We start from the raw sequence: 18,272 nt of genomic DNA on the forward strand, positions 1-18,272 counted from the left end.
CGTCTTTCTGCATCTTATCAGTTGGGGTTATATTTTTCAAAACCCGTATTTTCCTAAATCCAGGCAACTGTTAACATGTACTTTTTAAAATCTTTACCTGCCCTGCTGGTAGCAGCATTGCTCTGCTTCGGCCTGCAACAACAACCAAAACGCGAAATGCCGCCCATCGCCGACCCGCAGCTCCGCGCTGTGCAAAGTGCTGATGGTGAAATGATCCGGATTTTCCGGGCCGGTGAAACCAGGCCTGTTCTCACCCAGAATGCAAAGGCGGATTTCCGGCCTTACCTGCACCCGATTGTCGCACCCGATGGAAAAGGAGTGCTGACGGAGTACAGCCCGGGTCATCACAAACATCAGACCGGCATATATTGGGGCTATACCCGCGTCAACGGTCGCGATTATTTTCACCACCCGTCAGACGGATATTGGAAAAAAGTGTCCTCGAAAGTGACCGCGGCAAAAGGCAAGGAGGTGAAGTGGCAGACCGTCTATCATCTCCTTGACTCGGCAGGCACCGCCGTGTTGACCGAAACCCAGAACTGGACCATGCGGCAAAAAAACGGGAAGTACCTGCTGGACCTTGAATGGAATGGCGAAGCCCAGACGGACGTCACCATCGGCAAGTACGATTATGGCGGTCTGTTTGTGCGGATGCCGTGGAAAGAAGGTATCAAAGGGGAAGTAGTAAACGCTGCACGGCAGAAAAACGAAAAAGCCGAGGGGCAGGCCGCTCATTGGGTGGACATCGGGATGCAGGTGGAAGGCCGCAGAGACCTGGCGCATATTGCCATTCTGGATCACAAACAAAACAAAGGATATCCCCAGACCTGGCGGGTGGACAGTCAGCTGGGAGCCGGCCCGGCACGCGCGCGCAGCGGGGATTGGTTTATCAAAAAAGGCGAAACCGAGACCATCAGGCACGAACTCGTTATTTACACAGGTGAGCTGGATGATGTAGCACTTAATAAAACCTTTGGCGAGTTTGTGGGTGATAACGGAATTTACAACGCCACTGCATTGTGGGCGCTGGCACAAAAGGAGGGGCGGGAAGCCAAGTTCCTGAGTGCGCAGGAGGCAGTTGCATCCATGACCATCAAAGACGGGTACCAGGTAAATGCATGGGCTTCCGAACCGATGATGACACAGCCGATGGCATTTTGCTGGGACGATAAAGGCCGGATGTGGATTGCCGAAAACAAGGATTACGAATCCCGCGGCAAGGGCTTCTCCAATGCAGGTACCAGCCGCATCCTGATTTTGGAAGATACCGACAAAGACGGAATTGCCGATTCCCGGAAAGTGTTTGCTGAGGGTATCGCATTTCCTTCTGCCCTCGCAGTGGGCTTTGACGGTGTATTTGTGGGGGCGCCGCCCAATTTGCTTTTTATACCGGACAAAAATGGTGACGACAAGGCCGATATGGATGATATTCAGGTACGGCTTACCGGCTGGGGCATCCGCGACCGCCATGAGACACTCAACAGCTTTCACTGGGGACCTGATGGCTGGCTGTACGGTCTGCAGGGTTTTGCAACACCGTCCACTGTAGGGAAGCCTGCAGGAAAAGGAAAGCTGTACCGGCACAAAGATCCGTTTCCGGAGAACATCCAGGTTGAAGATGGCGTGGAGATCAATGGAGGAGTGTGGCGGTACCATCCTGTAAAGCAAAAGTTTGAAGTTGTTGCACACGGCTTTTCCAATCCGTGGGGCATTGATCATGATGCCAAGGGGCAACTCTTTATTACAGCCTGCGTCATCCCGCATTTGTGGCATGTGGTGCCCGGCGGGATCTACCACCGGCAGGGCGGGCAGCATTTCAATCCCTACGTTTATAATGACATCAAGACGATCGCTGATCACAGTCACCGCTCAGCACATGGAGGCGCGCGCATTTACCAGTCTGATGCATTTCCGGCCTCTGAGAAAGGCAAGATTTTCATGGCCAACATTCACGAGCATGGCATTTTATCGGACATACTGACACCAAAGGGTTCCGGTTTTACAGGCAGCCATTCCGACGACTTTATGATGGCCAACAATGCACAGTGGGTGGGATTCAGCATGGAAACGGGACCGGAAGGTGCCTTGTATGTACTCGACTGGCACGATGCGGATATCTGCGGCTCCGACGTACTGAACTCGGAAACAGGCCGTATTTTCAGGATTACACCCAAAAATTCACTGGCTGAGCATTTTCCCAACCGCTACGCGGATCTTAATACACTGAGCGATCTGGAACTGGCTTCGCTGCAAACCAGCAAAAGCGACTGGCATGCGCGGCGGGCAAGGGTCATCCTGCAAAACCGGGCAGTAAAGGGCAATATTTCCGAAGCTGCAATCGGAAAACTGAATGCTATATTCAGCGAAGGCAGTCCGGACGATCGTTTGCGGGCTATGTGGGCACTGCAGGTGATCAATGCATTGTCCGGAAATCAGCTTACTGCTTCGCTGTCAGACAAAGATGCGTATGTACGTGCCTGGTCGATCCAGTTTTTATGTGAAAATGGCCAGCCCGCTCCTGAGGTAACTGCAAAGCTGGCCGAGCTGGCCAAGAAAGATCCCTCACCTGTAGTGCGGCTGTACCTGGCCTCTGCTTTACAGCGCATTGAAGCTGCCTCCAAGTGGAAGCTGGCTTCTGCACTTCTTGCACATGGCGAGGATGCAAATGATCATAATCTGCCTAAAATGATCTGGTTCGGCATTGAGCCGCTCGTGAAAGAGAATCCTGCGAAAGCACTGGAAATGTCGGCCACGTCGAAGCTCCCGATGGTTACTGCATTCATCGCCCGGCGTACCGTGGACGCCGACCAGGTAGAAACCCTCATTGCTGCCATCGGGAAAGCGCCTGTCAACAGAATGGACTTGCTGAAAGGAATGCAGGATGCACTGGCCGGCCGGACCGATATCAAGACACCTGCCAACTGGCCGCCTGTACTGGCCAGGTTAAAGCAGTCGGATAAAGCGACGGCTTCGCTGGCCACAGAGCTGAACCGGCAGTTTGGTAACACCGAGGCAGCCAAAGCCGACCTGGCTACGTTGAAAAGCAAAAGTGCTACTTTGGAGCAAAAGCAGAAAGCATTACAGTCTCTCACGGTCCGACAGCGTCCTGAGCTTGAAGCGGAGCTGCCCGCATTGCTCAATAATGCCGCACTTCGTGCCGATGCGATCCGGAGCGTAGCTGCATTTGAAAGTGAGCCCCTGGCCAAGTCCCTGATTGAGAATTATCCCCGTTTTTCAAGAACAGAAAAAGCGGAGGCAATCCAGACCCTTGCTTCAAGACCCAAATCGGGCTGGCTGCTTACACAGGCCATTGCCAGCAAAACAATTCCGAAAAAGGATGTTCCTACCTATGTGGCCCGGCAGCTGAGGCGCGTGGTAGGCAGCGGATTTGTGGAAGTGTGGGGACCTATCGACCACGTCGCCTTTGATGAGAAAGCTTACAAGAAGTACAAGGACCTGCTGAGTGAAAAATCTGTGGCAGAGGCAAGCAAGGCTCGGGGCAGGATTGTGTTTCAGCGTACCTGTGCGCCCTGCCACAAGCTTTATGGTGAAGGCGGCGTGATCGGTCCGGAGCTGACGGGCTCCAACCGTGCTAACCTGGATTACCTCCTCGGCAACATTCTTGATCCAAGCGGCGAAATCCAGGACGACTACAAGATGGTGGTAGTAACCATGCGCGACGGACGGACGTATGTGGGTAATGTAGCCAAAGAAACCGATCGTCAGCTAACCCTCCGTGTGGTGGGGCAGGATGCAGTGGTTGTCAACAAGGCCGACATTCAGACCCGTGAAGTAAATGAAGCCTCCATGATGCCGACGGGTTTGCTGGATAACCTGACCGATAAGGAAGTAACGGAATTAATCGCCTATTTGAAGACAAACGCGCAGGTTCCGCTGGTAGGGAGATAGGATTTTGGGGAGGAAGGAGGAAGGGAGGAAGGGAGGATGGAGTAAAGGGAGGATGGAGAAAGTCAGACTCCCGCCTTCGCAACTTTTCTTCCTTCCTCCATTTTTCCATCCTCCATCCTCCCTTCGACCTTCTTCCCTTCTTCCTTCCTCCTCAGGTAAGGCCTATAATGCTCCTCATAAAACTGTCCTTTTGAGTCACGAAAGCTGCTGACGGCTTTGATGGCGCTCAGAAAGCGTATGTAGTACCAGGCGAGGTCAAACTGGTAGGGCAGAAAGCCGCTGCGGGCGCTGCTCGGATAAAGGTGATGGTTATTATGCCACTCGCCGGCCACAAGGCCAGGCCACAGCTGGTTGATCGATTTATCGTCATTGTTCAGGTCAATGCCGTCGCGCTGCTTGTTTTCGCCTTTTCCATGGCCTTCGTAGTTGAATGTACGGACACCTACTGCCCAGAAGCCGGCTGCTCCGAAAAGCGTGCATACCAATGCAAATCCGCCTATGGCATAAAACACGCAGAACCAGAATGCCCAGTTGAGCAGCCACCCGGTAACTTCCCGTACGGGGTTGGAGTAGGAGCCCCATTTAAGATATTGCGCATACGTATTGCCTTTTACACCGGTATGCCGCATCAGCTGGCTCACCTGATGATACTGCTTTTCGGTCAGGGTGGTGGAAATAGGCTGGTGATTCACATCTGCCAGGAAACAATAGAGGAAGCCGGCTTCCGCATTGTAGGGATCGCCCGGCTTGTCGGACTTGGCATGATGCACGTGATGGGAAATGGTGTAAATTTCCTCCGGAACCATGCTGATCGTCAGGTTTTTGGTGACGATCAGCCAGAACCGGTTGCTGAACTTGTATGCCTGATGCGTGCAATAGCGGTGATGCCAGATGGTACCATGCGTCCCCATGATGATCATGCTGTACAAAAACGCAGTGACCAGCAGCCCAACGCTCATGTATTTAAAGAGAAAAAGATAAAAAAGCGGCAGAATGCAGATAACTCTGAACCAGCTGAAAAACGGGAGCCAGTTTTTACGGCTTTCGAAAATATTGATCCTGCGAAAAAATTCCCTGATGATCTGGCCGGCGGTGGGTTTGATAAGTTGTCCGCTGCTGTCCTGCCAACCGTAGGAAGGCACTTGTAACACATGATCCATTAATCCCATAAGCAGTAAATAACCTGTTTAATCTGTGAAAGACAGAAAGGTGCTGTTCGCCTGAGCTTATGAAAAGGTAACCGATATGTCTGGAAAGAATAACTTGAAATAGCACATTTTATTGCCGGTATCAAAATCGGGATTTATAATTTTTGGAAAACAACCTGTTTTTCCAAATCTTCTTTGCTTGAAGCCCTATAATTGACGGGTAGATTCTGCATGAGGCCGCGGCATTTGCACGAGCTAGGGCAGATATGGCTTTCCGATCACCAGCTTATCCCCGGACAGGTCTGTTTCGAATAAATGCGGGTACCGCATGGTACGGCCGTTCACGCTTTTGTGGCTGTGAACAGACATCAGCCATTTGCCTTCAAACGTCTGAAAAAGCATTCCGTGTCCGAAGTTCGGGGGCGTGATCGGGGCTTTTTCCTGTTCCCAGGGACCGTCCAGCTTGCCCGTTTTGGAGTAAGCGACGCCTTGGGTATACACATCATAAATCCAGCTGGTCCAGATCATGCCGAGACGGCCGGTGCCCGTTCGAAAGAGCCATGGTCCATCGGTAACCTTGTTCGGTACGTCTTTTCCATTTACTTTTTCCCTGCTCCACGGACTGTCACTCGCTTTGAAAAGTAGCTTTGAATGCCCGTCAGGTCCGCTGAGATCAGGTTTGAGCTGTATTTTTTCAATGGTACCATCCAGGTTTTGCAGCCATTCGTAGCAATAAACCAGGTATGGCTTTCCCTCCTCGACCCACAACGTTCCATCCAGCGTCGGCATATTGGCAGGCAGGTAAACCGGATCTTTCATGGGTACGTAGGGCCCTGCGGCACTGTCACTGACCAGTACATGGCATGCGCGGCGCTCGATGATATTACTGCCCACGGTATCAATCTTCACGGCCCGGTTGGTGAAGGTGGCGAAATAGTAAAATCTGCCCTTGTACTCGTGCAGTTCCGCTGCCCAGATCATCGGATTATCGCCCATCCAAGATGTCGGGTCCGTCATGGCAACTTTATAGGGCCCCGTCCACTTTTTCAGGTCTTTACTTTTCCAGAGCATCCCCCCGGTGCCGGTCATGTAGTACATGGAGGTACTTTTATCCGCCAGGATGCAGGGGTCGCTCAGCCGGATAGAGTCCAGGGGAATATCCGTCCGGATTGCTTGCGGCTGGTTCTGAGCCGGCAGGTTTCGGCAGGTGACACTCAGTACAATAATGAGTAAAATGGTTTTCAGCAGGGACGTTGATGGGTGCGCCACTTTGTTTTGCTGCTCGTCAAGATGCGTAAGTTGGGTGGGTACCATCATCTGTTTCATCGGATGTATGCTCATAGGTGGCGAAGATGAGGAAGATGTTTGGAGGAGTCAAGCAGGAAAGATGATTACAGGAAAAAGTTTAGTGGCTGTTTTCTTCCTACAGCGCCGGGTTATTTTTCATCCCAATTTTATATATTGTCTTACTAAATCATGGAATAGTAAAATACAGGCAGTCACTAATGTAGGATCTTATGAAAGCAGGCTTCTTTCTTCTTTTCCTGATGCTGCCTTTTACAGGAACAGTACAGGCACAGTCAGTCCGGCCCGTAGCGATCATAAGGGTGTTGGACAGGCAGACGTTACAGCCTATTCAGGCTACGATCATGATTGTAAGCCAGCACACCGACCGTCAGCTGACGCCCCTGTATGAAGACAAAATGTATAAATTCAAAATCACGCCGGGTGATAGCAGCACACTGACCATTTATGCCGATGGCTATGAAACGCTGAATGAACCTGTGTGCGCGAGCCGGATGAGCAGCGTGGAAACCTTTTACCTGAGACCGCTGGCAAACGGTAAGCTGCCTTTAAGTACGACACCCATTCTGCATGAAGACATCACGACGGTATTGTATTTCAGTCAAAGTGAAGCCAAAGTGCTGGAAAAGTCCCGCCCACACCTCGAACGCATTGCGGAGTTTTTACAAAATAATGACAAGCACGCCATTGAGCTGGCAGGACATACCGACAATGTGGGCGATTCCTACAAGAACCTGCTCCTTTCAAATGCACGTACCGATGTGATCAAAGATATTCTTGTGGATCACCAGATTGCTGCCGGCAGAATCCGGAGCAAAGCATTCGGCGACAAAAAGCCGGTTGCGCCGAATGATACGGAGTCAAACCGGAGCCTGAACCGGCGGGTAGAAATGCGGGTCAGGTAAGGCAGCCGGAAAGCGGAGTTGTTTCCGCCTTTGCAGCCGAATGTTGGTAATCGCAGGGATGATGAATGCTTTAACATGCTGATTTGTTAATCCTCCTCATCCTCAACGCCTTCAAAATAATTTACCACGGTCATCAGCGGCAGGGTTGTTGTATCTGCAGCATTGGACATCTGGATCACGGCGCGCTCATTGTTTTTTTCATCAAACCCTGCAAAATAGCCCTCGATCACCTCTCCGGGGCGCACCTTGTAGCTGATGGCTTTGTCAATGTATTTGGAAGCCCTTTTCTGAAGACCGGTAAGTTCTGTTTCTGGCACGATATGTTACATTTAGTAGTACGCTTCATTGCAAATATCTTTCCAAAAATCTAAAATCGAAATCCTATGACTTCCGCGCTGGTAATTTTCGGAATACTGCTGGTTTATTATGGCATGCAGGCGGTAAGGTCCAACCCGGACCGGCCAAACTGGTCACGCGCGATTGTTACCGCGCTGTTCTGGCCGTTGTCTTTGTTTTTCAAAAGAGATCATGTAAAGTAGCTTCCTTCTTTCGGCTACAACAACCGTAGATTTGACTACGTGTGCTTTTGCCATACTGCTGAATTTTGCAGAAACAAAAAAGCACGGCAAAATGAAAATCGTAATTACAGGTTCAATCGGGCACATCAGCAAGCCACTTTCCAAAGCATTGATCGCAAACGGTCACGAAGTAACCATCATCAGCAGCAACCCCGACAGAAAGACCGAAATTGAGGCACTGGGCGCTGAGGCGGCGATTGGTACCTTTGAAGACGCTGAATTTCTGACCCATACTTTCACGGGTGCGGACGCAGTTTACACAATGGTTGCCGCCCACAGCTACATGAATAAGGATCTGGATCTGATCGGTTTCTACAAGCAGCTCGGCCGCAATTATACCGAAGCCATTCAGAAATCCGGCGTAAAGAGGGTCGTCAATCTGAGCACTTTCGGGGCACATCTGCCGGCCGGAAACGGAATTCTTGCCGGGGCATACCATGTGGAGCAAATCCTGAATACATTGCCTGAAACGGTTTCAATCACGCACATGCGGCCGGTATCGTTTTACTACAACCTGTACGGTTATGTGCCGATGATCCAGGCGACGGGCAAGATTTCGGTGAATTACGGTGCAGACAGGATGATCCCCTGGGTATCGCCACTCGACATTGCTGAGGCGGTAGCTGAGGAAATCCAGTCGGGTTTTACAGGCAGAAGCGTGCGCTACGTCGCCAGCGAGGAGCTGACAGGCGACGAAACTGCGCGCATCCTGGGACAGGCGATTGGCCGGCCGGAGCTGAAATGGGAGCTGATTTCTTCGGAAGAGTCACTGAATCAGCTGCTCGCCGTGGGAATGAACCCGACCATCGCAGCAGGGCTGATTGAGATGTACGGTGCATTGTACAGCGGGCTGCTGGCCGAAGATTACGTAAAAAACCACCCAGTGGTGATGGGGAAGATCAAGCTGGCAGAATTTGCGCAGGAGTTTGCAGGCGCATTCCGGGAGAATTAATTAACTTGTAAAATGTCAAACGTGCAGCCGACCCGATTCAAAACCATCACCGAATTTTTCAGATTCAGGGGTATGCCCGCGCCTGAGCACCCGCTCGTCAGCATTATGGATATGTCGCTGGTACGCCATCTTCCCGGTGATCCTCCCGCTGTGGTAAAGGATTTTTACTCCATCGCCCTGAAACGCAATTTCAACATCAGGATGAAGTACGGTCAGCAGGATGTGGATTTTGACAATGGTGTGATGTTCTTTATGGCGCCTGATCAGGTGCTCAGGTTCGGTACCGACGTTGATACGGGTGTGCAGCAATCGGGATGGATGTTGTTAATTCATCCCGATTTCCTCTGGAACACGCCGCTTGCCAGGCGTATCAAACAGTATGAATACTTTAACTATCATGTTACAGAGGCACTTTTTGTATCCGAGAGAGAGGAAGCGACCTTGAACAGCATCATTGAAAATATCCGGCACGAGTACCGCGCCAATATCGACCAGTTCAGTCAGGACCTCATCATTGCACAGATAGAACTATTGCTGAAATACTCCGAGCGTTTTTATCACCGGCAGTTTTTAACGCGTAAAAACGTCAATCACAAAATCCTGGACCGGCTGGAAGAAATCATCAATGATTATTTTAATAGTGAAGACCTGATGCAAACCGGGCTGCCTACCGTGCAGCACATTGCGGGCAAGCTGAATATTTCACCTAATTATCTGAGCAACATGCTCAAAGCACTTACGGGGCAGACGACGCAGCAGCATATTCACAATAAACTGATTGAGAAAGCCAAGGAACGCTTGTCGGTGACGGACTTGTCGGTCAGTGAAATTGCATATGAGCTGGGATTTGAGCACCCGCAGTCTTTCAGCAAATTATTCAAAACAAAAACCAGCTACTCACCACTGGAATTCCGGGCTTCCTTTAACTAAGCTGCCAGCGTTACACTGCTTTCAGGTTCCGGGCGGCTTGGTCCACGGTTGCTTGAATGCGTTTTTCACGCGTTTCCGGTCGCCTGGCAGCACTGATCCATTGCAGTATCAATTTCCTGGCTGATGGCGCAAAAGCCATGAAGTTTTTGTAGGCAGGTTCATTTTCATCGAACTGCCTTTGCAGATCTGCCGGAATCACTTCATTGTCAATATCATTGAGCTTGTCCCACGAGCCATTTTGTTTTGCCTGGTCAATCATTGCCTGTCCCTCCGGCCGCATCAGGCCCAGCGCGGTCATGCGCAACACCCGTTCCTTGTTGCTTCTGGCCCACGTACTGAAAGGCTTTCGTTTTGTAAAAGTCTGGTACACGCTCCGGGCGTCGCGCTTCATGGTTTTGCTGTCGATCCAGCCATAACATAGCGCGTGCTCTACGGCCTCGGCATATCCTACGCTGGGTACGAGGCTGTTTTTGTTATAAATCACAAGATACACAGGCCCCGACGTGGCAGCGTGCTCTTCCAGCCAATCGCGCCATGCTTTTGCATCGGCAGCGATCACAACTTCCTTTCCGTCCTTGCTTTCCATTGTAGTGCTTGTTTTTATCAACAGGATTAAACAAAAATAGGGTACGCCTGTGACAGCCTTATGTCAGGGGTGTATTCAAAAAAATGCGCTGATCGTTTCTGCCGGCAAGTTTGATGGGATTAAAACAGTATTTTATTGGAGTTGATTTGCTTTTGCATGATATCTCATTTGTGAATCAAAACAGCTGAACCTATGCACCTTATTCGCAAAATATGCCTGGCACTTATCATTATTCTGCATGGCTACGGCAGTCAGGCTGCCGACCAGCCCGAAACGCTCAAAATTGGTGCGGCTGCGCCCGACTTTAATCTACAAGGGGTCGATGGAAAGCGGTATTCATTGAAAACTTTTGCAGCTGCGGATATCCTGGCGATTGTGTTTACATGCAACCACTGTCCGACTGCGCAGGCCTACGAAAACCGGATCAAAGGGCTGGTGAATGATTACAAGGCCAAAAAAGTCGCGGTAGTGGCTATTTCTTCCAATGACCCGAAGGCGATCAGGCTTGATGAGCTGGGCTATACCGACCTGAGCGACACTTATGAGGAAATGAAAATACGTGCCAGGGATATGGCCTATAACTTTCCGTACCTGTATGATGGGGACGATCAGAAAACGGCATTGGCTTACGGGCCGGTAGCTACACCCCATATTTTTATTTTTGATAAAAACAGAAAGCTGCAATATACCGGTCGCATTGATGATGTGGAAAAACCGAGTGGTACGCCCAAAAATCTGGACGCGAAAAATGCAATTGATGCATTGCTGGCCGGGCAGCCGGTTCCGGCACCTGCAACCAAAACCTTCGGCTGCTCTATGAAATGGGCTTCCAAGGAGCAGGGAGCGCAAAAAGAGCAGGCCGGCTGGGCCAAAGAAGTGGTTACCCTGGAAAAGATCAATGAAGAGGGTTTGAAGGAGCTGATCCAGAACAAATCGGACAAGCTCAGGCTGATCAATGTGTGGGCTACCTGGTGCGGTCCGTGCGTAACGGAGTTTCCGGATTTCATGGAAATGCAGCATATGTACCGCGGCCGCGATTTTGAATTTGTGAGCATCAGCGCCGACAATCCCGACAAGGAGGCAAAAGCCCTTAAATTTCTGCAGAGCAAGTTTGCGTCCGGCAAAAACTACATCTTTACGTCAGAGGATAAGTACAAGCTGATTGAAGCCGTAGATCCCAAATGGCAGGGTGCGCTGCCTTATACCATCCTGGTGGAGCCCGGCGGAAAGATCGTTTACGCCAAGCAGGGACCGATTGATCCTGCAGGAATGAAGAAAATGATTGTTGAAAATAAATTTGTGGGAAGATATTACTGACACTTAAAAACCAACTGAAAATGGAACAGCCGGATAATTCAAGACGTAAATTCATCGGGACATCGGCGCTGGCAGCTGCGGGCTTTATCATGGCACGGAGCCCTATTTTTGGCGCACCTGCGTACGTCAGAAAGCTTGGCAAGCCCAACTCATTGTTTAATGGTGTACAGGTTGGTGCGATTACCTACTCCTGGCGCAGCCTGCCGCAGGATGCCGAAAGTGTCCTGAAATACTGCATTGACTGCAACATCAGCGCGATCGAAATGATGGGCAACACGCCCGAGCAATTTGCAGGTGCACCGGAAGCACCTCCGAGACCAGCCATGGCACCCGGACCCGACGGCAAGCGCCCTGAAATGACCGAGGAACAGAAAGCAGCGATCAAGGAATACGGAGCCAAAATGGCCGAGTGGCGCGCGAAAGTGCCTATGGATAAGTTTACGCAGCTGCGTAAAATGTACAATGATGCCGGGGTGACCATATATGCCTACAAACCCAATGCACTGGGCGCCAATAATACAGATGCTGAGGTGGACTACGCATTGCGTGCAGCCAGGGCGCTGGGCGCCAACCAGGCCACGGTAGAGCTGCCCAATGATCCGGCCCAAACCAAGCGGCTGGGTGATATTGCGGCTAAAAACAAGACGTACATTGCTTACCACGGACATACCCAGCAAACACCAACCTGGTGGGATACAGCCCTGAGCCAATCCAAATTTAATGCAATGAACCTGGATATGGGCCACTACGTAGCCGCAGGGTTTGATCCGGTAGAACTGATCAACGTCAAGCACTACCATATCCTGAGTATGCACATCAAAGACCGCAAGTCCAAGGAGCATGGCGGCGCAAACGTGGTTTGGGGCTCCGGCGACACGCCGATTATTCCTGTGCTGGAACTGATGCGCACGAAGAAGTACAAGTTTCCAGCTACCATTGAGCTCGAATATGAAATTCCGGCCGGCTCGGACGCTGTCAAGGAAACCGCCAAATGTGTGGAGTACGCGAAAAAGGCTCTGAATGCATAAGTCCTGCGTCCCTGCCTGTAAAAAGACCGTCATATCCTGACGGTCTTTTTTTTGTTCGTTCCGCTGCATAAACCGGATTTGGCAGGTACGCATGCATGTTTTATCCGGATATCAGCGGCATTTTTCCAGGTTTTCCTGAGATCTTTTTTTTACATCAATCAAAAAATAAAAGCTAAGTATTTGTTCGTACGAAAAATTTCCTACCTTTGAATTATTGGATCAGATACACGATGGAACCTACCAAGTCAGAGCTGGAAATATTGCAGGTATTATGGGAGCACGGCCCTCAAACCGTGCGGTTTGTGAATGACAAGCTTAATGAGGAGAAGCGGTCGGTGCAGTATACATCAACATTGAAGCTCATGCAGATCATGGCGGAAAAGGGGATACTGGTGCGGGACGAGAGCAGCATGAAGCACGTTTACCAGCCGGCGGAAGCAGAGCACAAGACGAAAGATGCCCTGCTCGGCCGGTTTGTCGACTCGATGTACAAAGGATCAGCTTCGAGTCTGGTAATGCAGCTTTTTGGTAACAGGAAAACCTCTGCCGAAGAGCTCAAAGAAATCAGGGAATTTCTGAACAACCTGGATCAGTAACAAAACCATCTGCCAGTTATGCATTTCAACATCATTCATGCTTCTTTTTTGAGTGAGCCGGCCAGAGCCATGTGCCTTGCGTTTATGCATTCGTTGTGGCAGGGGCTGATCGCGGCGGTACTGGCAGGCGGATTTCTGATGCTGACCAGGAAAAGCCGTCCGGCATTCCGGTATAACGTACTTGCCTTCCTGCTCGGAATGCTGCTGATTACCAATGTGGCCACATGCCTGCTGCTGCTGTCCCCCCAAAATGCATCAGAAATGACGGGTACTGCTTTCATTTCCAGGAGTGAGATTTGGCAAACAGGTATGGCCGCGACAGGTGGATCAGGCAGTTATCCGGAGTTGTTTCTGCAGCATATTACCAGGTTCTGCGGCGAGCATGCTTTTACCATCGTGGCGGTCTGGCTGGTTGTATTTTTGTGGAAAAGCATGCGTGCTGCTGCGGGTTTGTGGCATCTGTCAACAATCCGGAGCAGGGGAATACAGGTACCTTCCGCTGACTGGCTGGATGTTTTTGCAGATCTTACCCGAAAACTGGGCATGCATGGTCGTATTTCGCTTTTTGAGTCGGGGCAGGTGCATGTGCCTATGGTAATTGGATATATGAAGCCGGTGGTGCTGGTGCCGCTTGGCATGCTGGCCGGGATGCCTGCTGCACAGGTAGAGGCCATTTTGCTGCACGAACTGGCGCACATCCGCCGCCGTGACTACCTCGTGAACCTCGTCCAGGTGTTTTGTGAAAACATCTATTTCTTCAATCCGGCTGTCTTGTGGTTATCCGCCCTGATCAGGCAGGAGCGGGAGCATTGCTGCGACGAAATGGCGATCGAGGTAAGCGGAAACCGGGGCTCGTTTGTTCACGCGCTTGTTTCGTTCCAGGAATATAAATCAACCGGCCTTGCAGCAGAAGTTGCTTTTTTCAAGAAAAAGAACCATTTGCTTCACCGGATCAAACGCATTATCAATCACAACAATAAATCTCTTGATGCCATGGAAAAAGTGTTTGTTTCAGCCAGCCTGATTGCAGCCGTTGCGCTTTCAGCTGCTATTTCACCCCAGCCTGTAAAAAGTACGCGTTCTTCCGCAGTATCCGACCACCAGCGTATTTACTCGCTGGAAACGGTTCCCGTATCCTCTGTGAGCAATGTGCCGGCCGATACCTTGCCCAAGACAAAAAAGGACGCTGCTGTCACGAAAATACATTCGGCAGACGTATATACCCCATCGGAGGGCGTGGCTACGTACAATGTGCACATGGACGGCAAGCAGTATGACATTGTCAGGAAAAACGGGAAGATCATCTCGCTGGATGTTGACGGCAGGGAAATTCCTGCCAGTGAGTACGAGAAGTACAGCGATGTGCTGGCAAGAATTGAAAAGAATGTGAAGGAAGCCCACGAGCAGGCTGAAAAGGAACGTACGGAAGCTGAGCACCGGCGTGAAGAAGCGGGAGAACAACGCAGAGAAGCTGACAATCAGCGGCTGGAAGCGGCGAAAAGCCGTGCTGAGGCGGATGAGCGCAAACAGGAAGCTACGATCATGCGCGTACAGGCCGAACAAGTCCGGTTGAATGCCGAGCAGATGAGAAAGCAGGCTGACGTAATGCGTGAGCAGGCCGGACAAATGCGGCAGGAAGCAGAGAAGATGCGGGTGGAAGCAGAAAAAAGCAGGGAGCAGGCTGCCGAAATGCGGAAAGAGGCCGAAAAAACGCGGGAAGAATTTGAGAAAAAGCAGGCTGCACTGATTGAGGATCTGCTGAAAAACGGCATAATTAAAGATACAAAACAATTGTCCTACCTACTGTCCGAGGAGGAGTTCGTGGTCAATGGAGCCAGCCAGCCCGAGGAAATCAGGAAAAGATTCAGCTCGAAGTACCTATCGAACCCGACCGGAGAGATGGTGTACAACTACAAAGGAAGGACGGGTTATACGTCCAGGGGTACGGTACGAACCAGGTAGTACCAACAGTAAAAATCCCCGGACTGATGTATTTTAGTAAGGTACATCAGGAAACTCAGACATGGACCGCAGGATTTTTATCAAAAATACAAGTATCGCAGCTGCCGCCGGCATGACCTTGCCCGGCGGCTTTGCTTTGTCCGAAAGACAGGTTGCCAAAAACAAGCTCCCCAAATGGAAAGGCTTTAACCTGCTGGACTTCTTCGGGCCGGAGCCGGACAAGCAGCGCAAGCCTACAACCGAAGAACAGCTTAAATGGATGAGCGACTGGGGTTTTGACTTTGTGCGCGTGCCGATTGCCTATCCGTACTATCTGAAATTTGACCGCAGCAGGAATATCACACCCGAGGAGGTATACAGCATAGACGAGAAGCAGGTCGCTAAAATTGACAGTTTGGTGACCCTGGCGCATAAGTATAATATGCACGTGAGCCTCAACCTGCACCGCGCTCCTGGATACTGCATCAATGCAGGTTTCCACGAACCCTATAATCTCTGGACGGATGAGAAGGCACAGGAGGCGTTTTACTTCCACTGGAATATGTGGGCCAGGCGGTACAAAGGTATTTCTTCAAAAAAGATCAGCTTCGACCTGCTCAATGAGCCAAGTATGCGCGAAGATATGAACGATCAGCATTCAAAAAGATCGGCAGTGCCGGGCGACGTATACCGGAAAGTAGCGATCGGGGCACAGCAGGCAATCAGGAAAGAAAACCCCAACCACCTGGTTATAGCCGACGGTAACAACGGCGGATCCAATGTGATCCCCGAGCTTGCCGACCTGGACATTGCGCAAAGCTGCCGGGGCTACCATCCCGGTATCATTTCGCATTACAAGGCGCCCTGGGCCATGAAGGAGCCCGACAAGGCGCCGGAGCCCAAATGGCCCGGACAAGTAGGCGATCAGTACCTGAGCCGTGAGATGCTGGAAAAATTTTACCAGCCCTGGATTGAGCTTGTTGGTAAAGGTGTAGGTGTGCATTGCGGCGAGTGCGGTGCCTGGAACAAGACGCCGCATGATGTTTTTCTGGCCTGGTTTGGTGACGTACTTGATATCCTTACGTCGCACGGCATTGGCTTCGCGCTCTGGGAATTTTCAGGTGATTTCGGACTGCTGAATTCGAGGCGCGAAGATGTTGCCTACGAAGACTGGCATGGACAGAAGCTGGACCGCAAGCTGCTAACCCTGCTGATGAAGTACTGAAATCCACCGGTACGGATCGTGCTAGGAGCCGACTGTCAGGATGGTGCACCAAGCTCCGCAAGCAGGCTTCTCAGGTTCAGGCTTCGGGTGTACATTTCGACTGTACCGTCAGGCATGAAATTCCATTGCTCGCGGGGCCGGTCCCAGTAGAGCTCCACACCATTGTTGTCGGGATCATTCAGGTACAATGCTTCCGACACTCCATGGTCACTTGCGCCTGAAAGTGGATAATCTGCAAGGCGTAACCGGTTAAATATTACCGCCAGGTCTTTTCTTGTGGGATAAAGGATTGCGGTATGGAACAACCCTACGCCATGAGCAGGGGCAGGAGGGGCGTCCTGGCTGTACCAGGTATTGAGCCCGATATGGTGGTGGTATCCTCCTGCCGCGATAAAAGCGGCTTGTGTTCCGTAGCGTGCCATCACCTCAAACCCCAGCAGGCCGCAGTAAAAGTCAAGCGAGCGTTCAAGATCAGCTACTTTAAGGTGAATATGCCCGATACGCGTAAGTGGTGGCACTTTGTAATCATCGGCTTCCATCATGGTCTGGCAGGTTGGTTGGATTAATGAATTTACACGGGAAGCCGGTAAAAAATTCCCGGGTGTTCCTTTACCAGAAGAACCTTTTTTACATACCTGGTACCCGTATGAACCGAAGAGAAGCACTGACTTCCATGCTCGCAGTTTCAGGCGCACAGCCTTTTTTAGCAGAAACAACATCCCCGCCGAAAGCCGAACCCTTTATTTACGCCCTCAACATGAGCACGCTCCGGGGGCACAAGCTGGGATTCAGGAAAGAGCTTGAAGTGGCTGCCAAAGCAGGGTACAAGTCTGTCGAGATATGGGTGAATACTTTACAGGATTTTTTGAAAGAGGGAGGAAAAACTGCCGATGCCAGGAAGATTATTGAAGATCTGGGCCTGAAAGTGGAGGATGCGATCGGGTTTGCAACCTGGATTGTGGATGACGAAAGTGCGCGCGAAAAGGCGATTGAGCAGCTCAAAATGGAAATGGACCAGCTTGCGGAGATCGGTTGTCCACGCATTGCCGCACCTCCGATGGGCGCCACCACTGGTGCCTCACTCGACCTCCGCAAAGTGGCCGAACGCTACCATGCGATCCTTGAACTGGGTGAAAAGACAAAGGTTGTCCCGCATCTCGAACTCTGGGGATTCAGCAAAAATCTGAGCCGGGTAGGGGAGCTCCTGTATGTGGCGGTGGAGGCCGACCACCCTGCTGCCCGTGTGCTGATGGATGTGTACCATTTGCATAAAGGAGGCTCAGGAATGGATAGCGTGAAAGATGTGGGAAAGCCGCTCATCGAGATTTTTCACGTGAACGATTACCCTGCCACACCTCCCCGCGAAACCATTACGGATGCCGACCGGGTTTATGCCGGCGACGGAATAGCCCCGCTGAAAGGTTTGCTGAAAACATTAAAAAACCCTGAAAAGCCCGTTATTCTTTCTTTTGAAGTTTTTAATAAAGAATATTACGCCCAGGATCCCCTGCTGATTGCAAAAACCGGTCTGGCAAAAATGAAAAAAGTAGCGGAAGGTGTATGAACGAAGTAAAATTCAAGCTCGACCAAAGAAAAAGAGGCGGGTTCTTTATCGAAGAAGGGGATAAGCAGATCGGTGAGATGGTGATTGGGCTCAGCGATCATACGCTGACCGTTTACCACACCGAGGTAGCTCCCGAAATGGAAGGTAAAGGTCTGGCCAAAAAGATGTTCGACGAAATGGTACGCTATGCCCGTGAAAACGGGTTGGTTGTAGTGCCGCTGTGTGAATACGTGCACGCACAGCTCAGGCGCCATCCTGAAGAGTATGCCGATGTTTGGAGCCGTTAGT

16 protein-coding genes are annotated in these 18,272 nt (G+C 51.0%); 11 read left to right on the plus strand and 5 right to left on the minus strand.

The annotated features are described in order from the left end of the window. Positions 1–75 precede the first annotated feature (75 nt). The gene (locus HWI92_RS01385) at positions 76–3,909 is read left to right on the plus strand and encodes a PVC-type heme-binding CxxCH protein (RefSeq protein ID WP_204660424.1); all 3,834 of its coding nucleotides are present in this window, start codon (positions 76–78) and stop codon (positions 3,907–3,909) included. Positions 3,910–3,971: 62 nt separating this feature from the next. Here the strand turns inward: HWI92_RS01385 and HWI92_RS01390 are convergent, their stop codons facing one another. Further along, positions 3,972–5,051 carry a fatty acid desaturase gene (locus HWI92_RS01390; protein ID WP_310589505.1) on the minus strand — a complete coding sequence of 360 codons (1,080 nt, stop codon included), beginning with the start codon at positions 5,049–5,051 and terminating at the stop codon, positions 3,972–3,974. Between the two features lie 261 nt (positions 5,052–5,312). Beyond that, positions 5,313–6,398, minus strand: coding sequence for a glycoside hydrolase family 43 protein (locus HWI92_RS01395; protein ID WP_229248694.1), 1,086 nt, complete (start codon positions 6,396–6,398; stop codon positions 5,313–5,315). 176 nt (positions 6,399–6,574) lie between these two features. Here HWI92_RS01395 and HWI92_RS01400 point away from each other — a divergent pair, with 176 nt between their 5' ends. Beyond that, positions 6,575–7,267, plus strand: a complete 693-nt coding sequence (locus tag HWI92_RS01400) for an OmpA family protein (protein ID WP_204660426.1) — start codon at positions 6,575–6,577, stop codon at positions 7,265–7,267. Positions 7,268–7,353: 86 nt separating this feature from the next. On the opposite strand, the gene HWI92_RS01405 is transcribed toward HWI92_RS01400, so the two are convergent. Continuing rightward, on the minus strand, positions 7,354–7,584 hold the full coding sequence (locus HWI92_RS01405; RefSeq protein ID WP_204660427.1) for a hypothetical protein: 231 nt from the start codon (positions 7,582–7,584) through the stop codon (positions 7,354–7,356). 313 nt (positions 7,585–7,897) lie between these two features. Between HWI92_RS01405 and HWI92_RS01410 the strand changes: the two genes are divergently transcribed. Then, complete coding sequence (locus tag HWI92_RS01410) at positions 7,898–8,797, plus strand: NAD(P)H-binding protein (protein WP_204660428.1); 900 nt, start codon at positions 7,898–7,900, stop codon at positions 8,795–8,797. A gap of 12 nt (positions 8,798–8,809) precedes the next feature. Next, the gene (locus HWI92_RS01415) at positions 8,810–9,727 is read left to right on the plus strand and encodes a helix-turn-helix domain-containing protein (RefSeq protein ID WP_204660429.1); all 918 of its coding nucleotides are present in this window, start codon (positions 8,810–8,812) and stop codon (positions 9,725–9,727) included. A gap of 10 nt (positions 9,728–9,737) precedes the next feature. Here HWI92_RS01415 and HWI92_RS01420 read toward each other — a convergent pair whose 3' ends face one another. After that, positions 9,738–10,313, minus strand: a complete 576-nt coding sequence (locus HWI92_RS01420; protein WP_204660430.1) for a YdeI/OmpD-associated family protein — start codon at positions 10,311–10,313, stop codon at positions 9,738–9,740. 192 nt (positions 10,314–10,505) lie between these two features. Between HWI92_RS01420 and HWI92_RS01425 the strand changes: the two genes are divergently transcribed. The 5 genes from HWI92_RS01425 (at position 10,506) to HWI92_RS01445 (ending at position 16,420) form a co-directional block, all read left to right on the plus strand. Continuing rightward, positions 10,506–11,630: a redoxin domain-containing protein gene (locus tag HWI92_RS01425; protein WP_204660431.1), complete on the plus strand. Its 1,125-nt coding sequence runs from the start codon at positions 10,506–10,508 to the stop codon at positions 11,628–11,630. A gap of 20 nt (positions 11,631–11,650) precedes the next feature. Then, complete coding sequence (locus HWI92_RS01430) at positions 11,651–12,658, plus strand: sugar phosphate isomerase/epimerase family protein (RefSeq protein WP_204660432.1); 1,008 nt, start codon at positions 11,651–11,653, stop codon at positions 12,656–12,658. Positions 12,659–12,888: 230 nt separating this feature from the next. Then, a complete protein-coding gene (locus tag HWI92_RS01435) occupies positions 12,889–13,254 on the plus strand; it encodes a BlaI/MecI/CopY family transcriptional regulator (protein ID WP_204664166.1) in 366 nt (121 codons plus the stop codon). An 18-nt stretch (positions 13,255–13,272) separates the two neighbouring features. Next, complete coding sequence (locus HWI92_RS01440) at positions 13,273–15,216, plus strand: M56 family metallopeptidase (protein ID WP_204660433.1); 1,944 nt, start codon at positions 13,273–13,275, stop codon at positions 15,214–15,216. A gap of 61 nt (positions 15,217–15,277) precedes the next feature. Further along, positions 15,278–16,420, plus strand: a complete 1,143-nt coding sequence (locus HWI92_RS01445) for a glycoside hydrolase family 5 protein (protein ID WP_204660434.1) — start codon at positions 15,278–15,280, stop codon at positions 16,418–16,420. A gap of 35 nt (positions 16,421–16,455) precedes the next feature. On the opposite strand, the gene HWI92_RS01450 is transcribed toward HWI92_RS01445, so the two are convergent. Continuing rightward, positions 16,456–16,959: a VOC family protein gene (locus HWI92_RS01450; protein WP_204664168.1), complete on the minus strand. Its 504-nt coding sequence runs from the start codon at positions 16,957–16,959 to the stop codon at positions 16,456–16,458. A 107-nt stretch (positions 16,960–17,066) separates the two neighbouring features. Between HWI92_RS01450 and HWI92_RS01455 the strand changes: the two genes are divergently transcribed. Then, a complete protein-coding gene (locus HWI92_RS01455) occupies positions 17,067–17,984 on the plus strand; it encodes a sugar phosphate isomerase/epimerase family protein (RefSeq protein ID WP_204660435.1) in 918 nt (305 codons plus the stop codon). Continuing rightward, complete coding sequence (locus tag HWI92_RS01460; protein ID WP_204660436.1) at positions 17,981–18,271, plus strand: GNAT family N-acetyltransferase; 291 nt, start codon at positions 17,981–17,983, stop codon at positions 18,269–18,271. Before HWI92_RS01455 ends, HWI92_RS01460 begins: the two co-directional genes overlap by 4 nt. The last annotated feature ends 1 nt before the right edge of the window (position 18,272 follow it).

It is taken from the genome of Dyadobacter sandarakinus (genome assembly GCF_016894445.1).
GTDB lineage: Bacteria > Bacteroidota > Bacteroidia > Cytophagales > Spirosomataceae > Dyadobacter > Dyadobacter sandarakinus.

What these genes read in the sequence shown, in the direction of transcription:
- HWI92_RS01445 (WP_204660434.1), top strand. Translation starts at nt 15,278, where the DNA reads ATGGACCGCAGGATTTTTATCAAAAATACAAGTATCGCAGCTGCCGCC.
- HWI92_RS01430 (WP_204660432.1), top strand. Translation starts at nt 11,651, where the DNA reads ATGGAACAGCCGGATAATTCAAGACGTAAATTCATCGGGACATCGGCG.
- HWI92_RS01435 (WP_204664166.1), top strand. Translation starts at nt 12,889, where the DNA reads ATGGAACCTACCAAGTCAGAGCTGGAAATATTGCAGGTATTATGGGAG.
- HWI92_RS01385 (WP_204660424.1), top strand. Translation starts at nt 76, where the DNA reads ATGTACTTTTTAAAATCTTTACCTGCCCTGCTGGTAGCAGCATTGCTC.
- HWI92_RS01415 (WP_204660429.1), top strand. Translation starts at nt 8,810, where the DNA reads ATGTCAAACGTGCAGCCGACCCGATTCAAAACCATCACCGAATTTTTC.
- HWI92_RS01460 (WP_204660436.1), top strand. Translation starts at nt 17,981, where the DNA reads ATGAACGAAGTAAAATTCAAGCTCGACCAAAGAAAAAGAGGCGGGTTC.
- HWI92_RS01450 (WP_204664168.1), bottom strand. Translation starts at nt 16,959, where the DNA reads ATGGAAGCCGATGATTACAAAGTGCCACCACTTACGCGTATCGGGCAT.
- HWI92_RS01395 (WP_229248694.1), bottom strand. Translation starts at nt 6,398, where the DNA reads ATGAGCATACATCCGATGAAACAGATGATGGTACCCACCCAACTTACG.
- HWI92_RS01420 (WP_204660430.1), bottom strand. Translation starts at nt 10,313, where the DNA reads ATGGAAAGCAAGGACGGAAAGGAAGTTGTGATCGCTGCCGATGCAAAA.
- HWI92_RS01440 (WP_204660433.1), top strand. Translation starts at nt 13,273, where the DNA reads ATGCATTTCAACATCATTCATGCTTCTTTTTTGAGTGAGCCGGCCAGA.
- HWI92_RS01425 (WP_204660431.1), top strand. Translation starts at nt 10,506, where the DNA reads ATGCACCTTATTCGCAAAATATGCCTGGCACTTATCATTATTCTGCAT.
- HWI92_RS01410 (WP_204660428.1), top strand. Translation starts at nt 7,898, where the DNA reads ATGAAAATCGTAATTACAGGTTCAATCGGGCACATCAGCAAGCCACTT.
- HWI92_RS01400 (WP_204660426.1), top strand. Translation starts at nt 6,575, where the DNA reads ATGAAAGCAGGCTTCTTTCTTCTTTTCCTGATGCTGCCTTTTACAGGA.
- HWI92_RS01455 (WP_204660435.1), top strand. Translation starts at nt 17,067, where the DNA reads ATGAACCGAAGAGAAGCACTGACTTCCATGCTCGCAGTTTCAGGCGCA.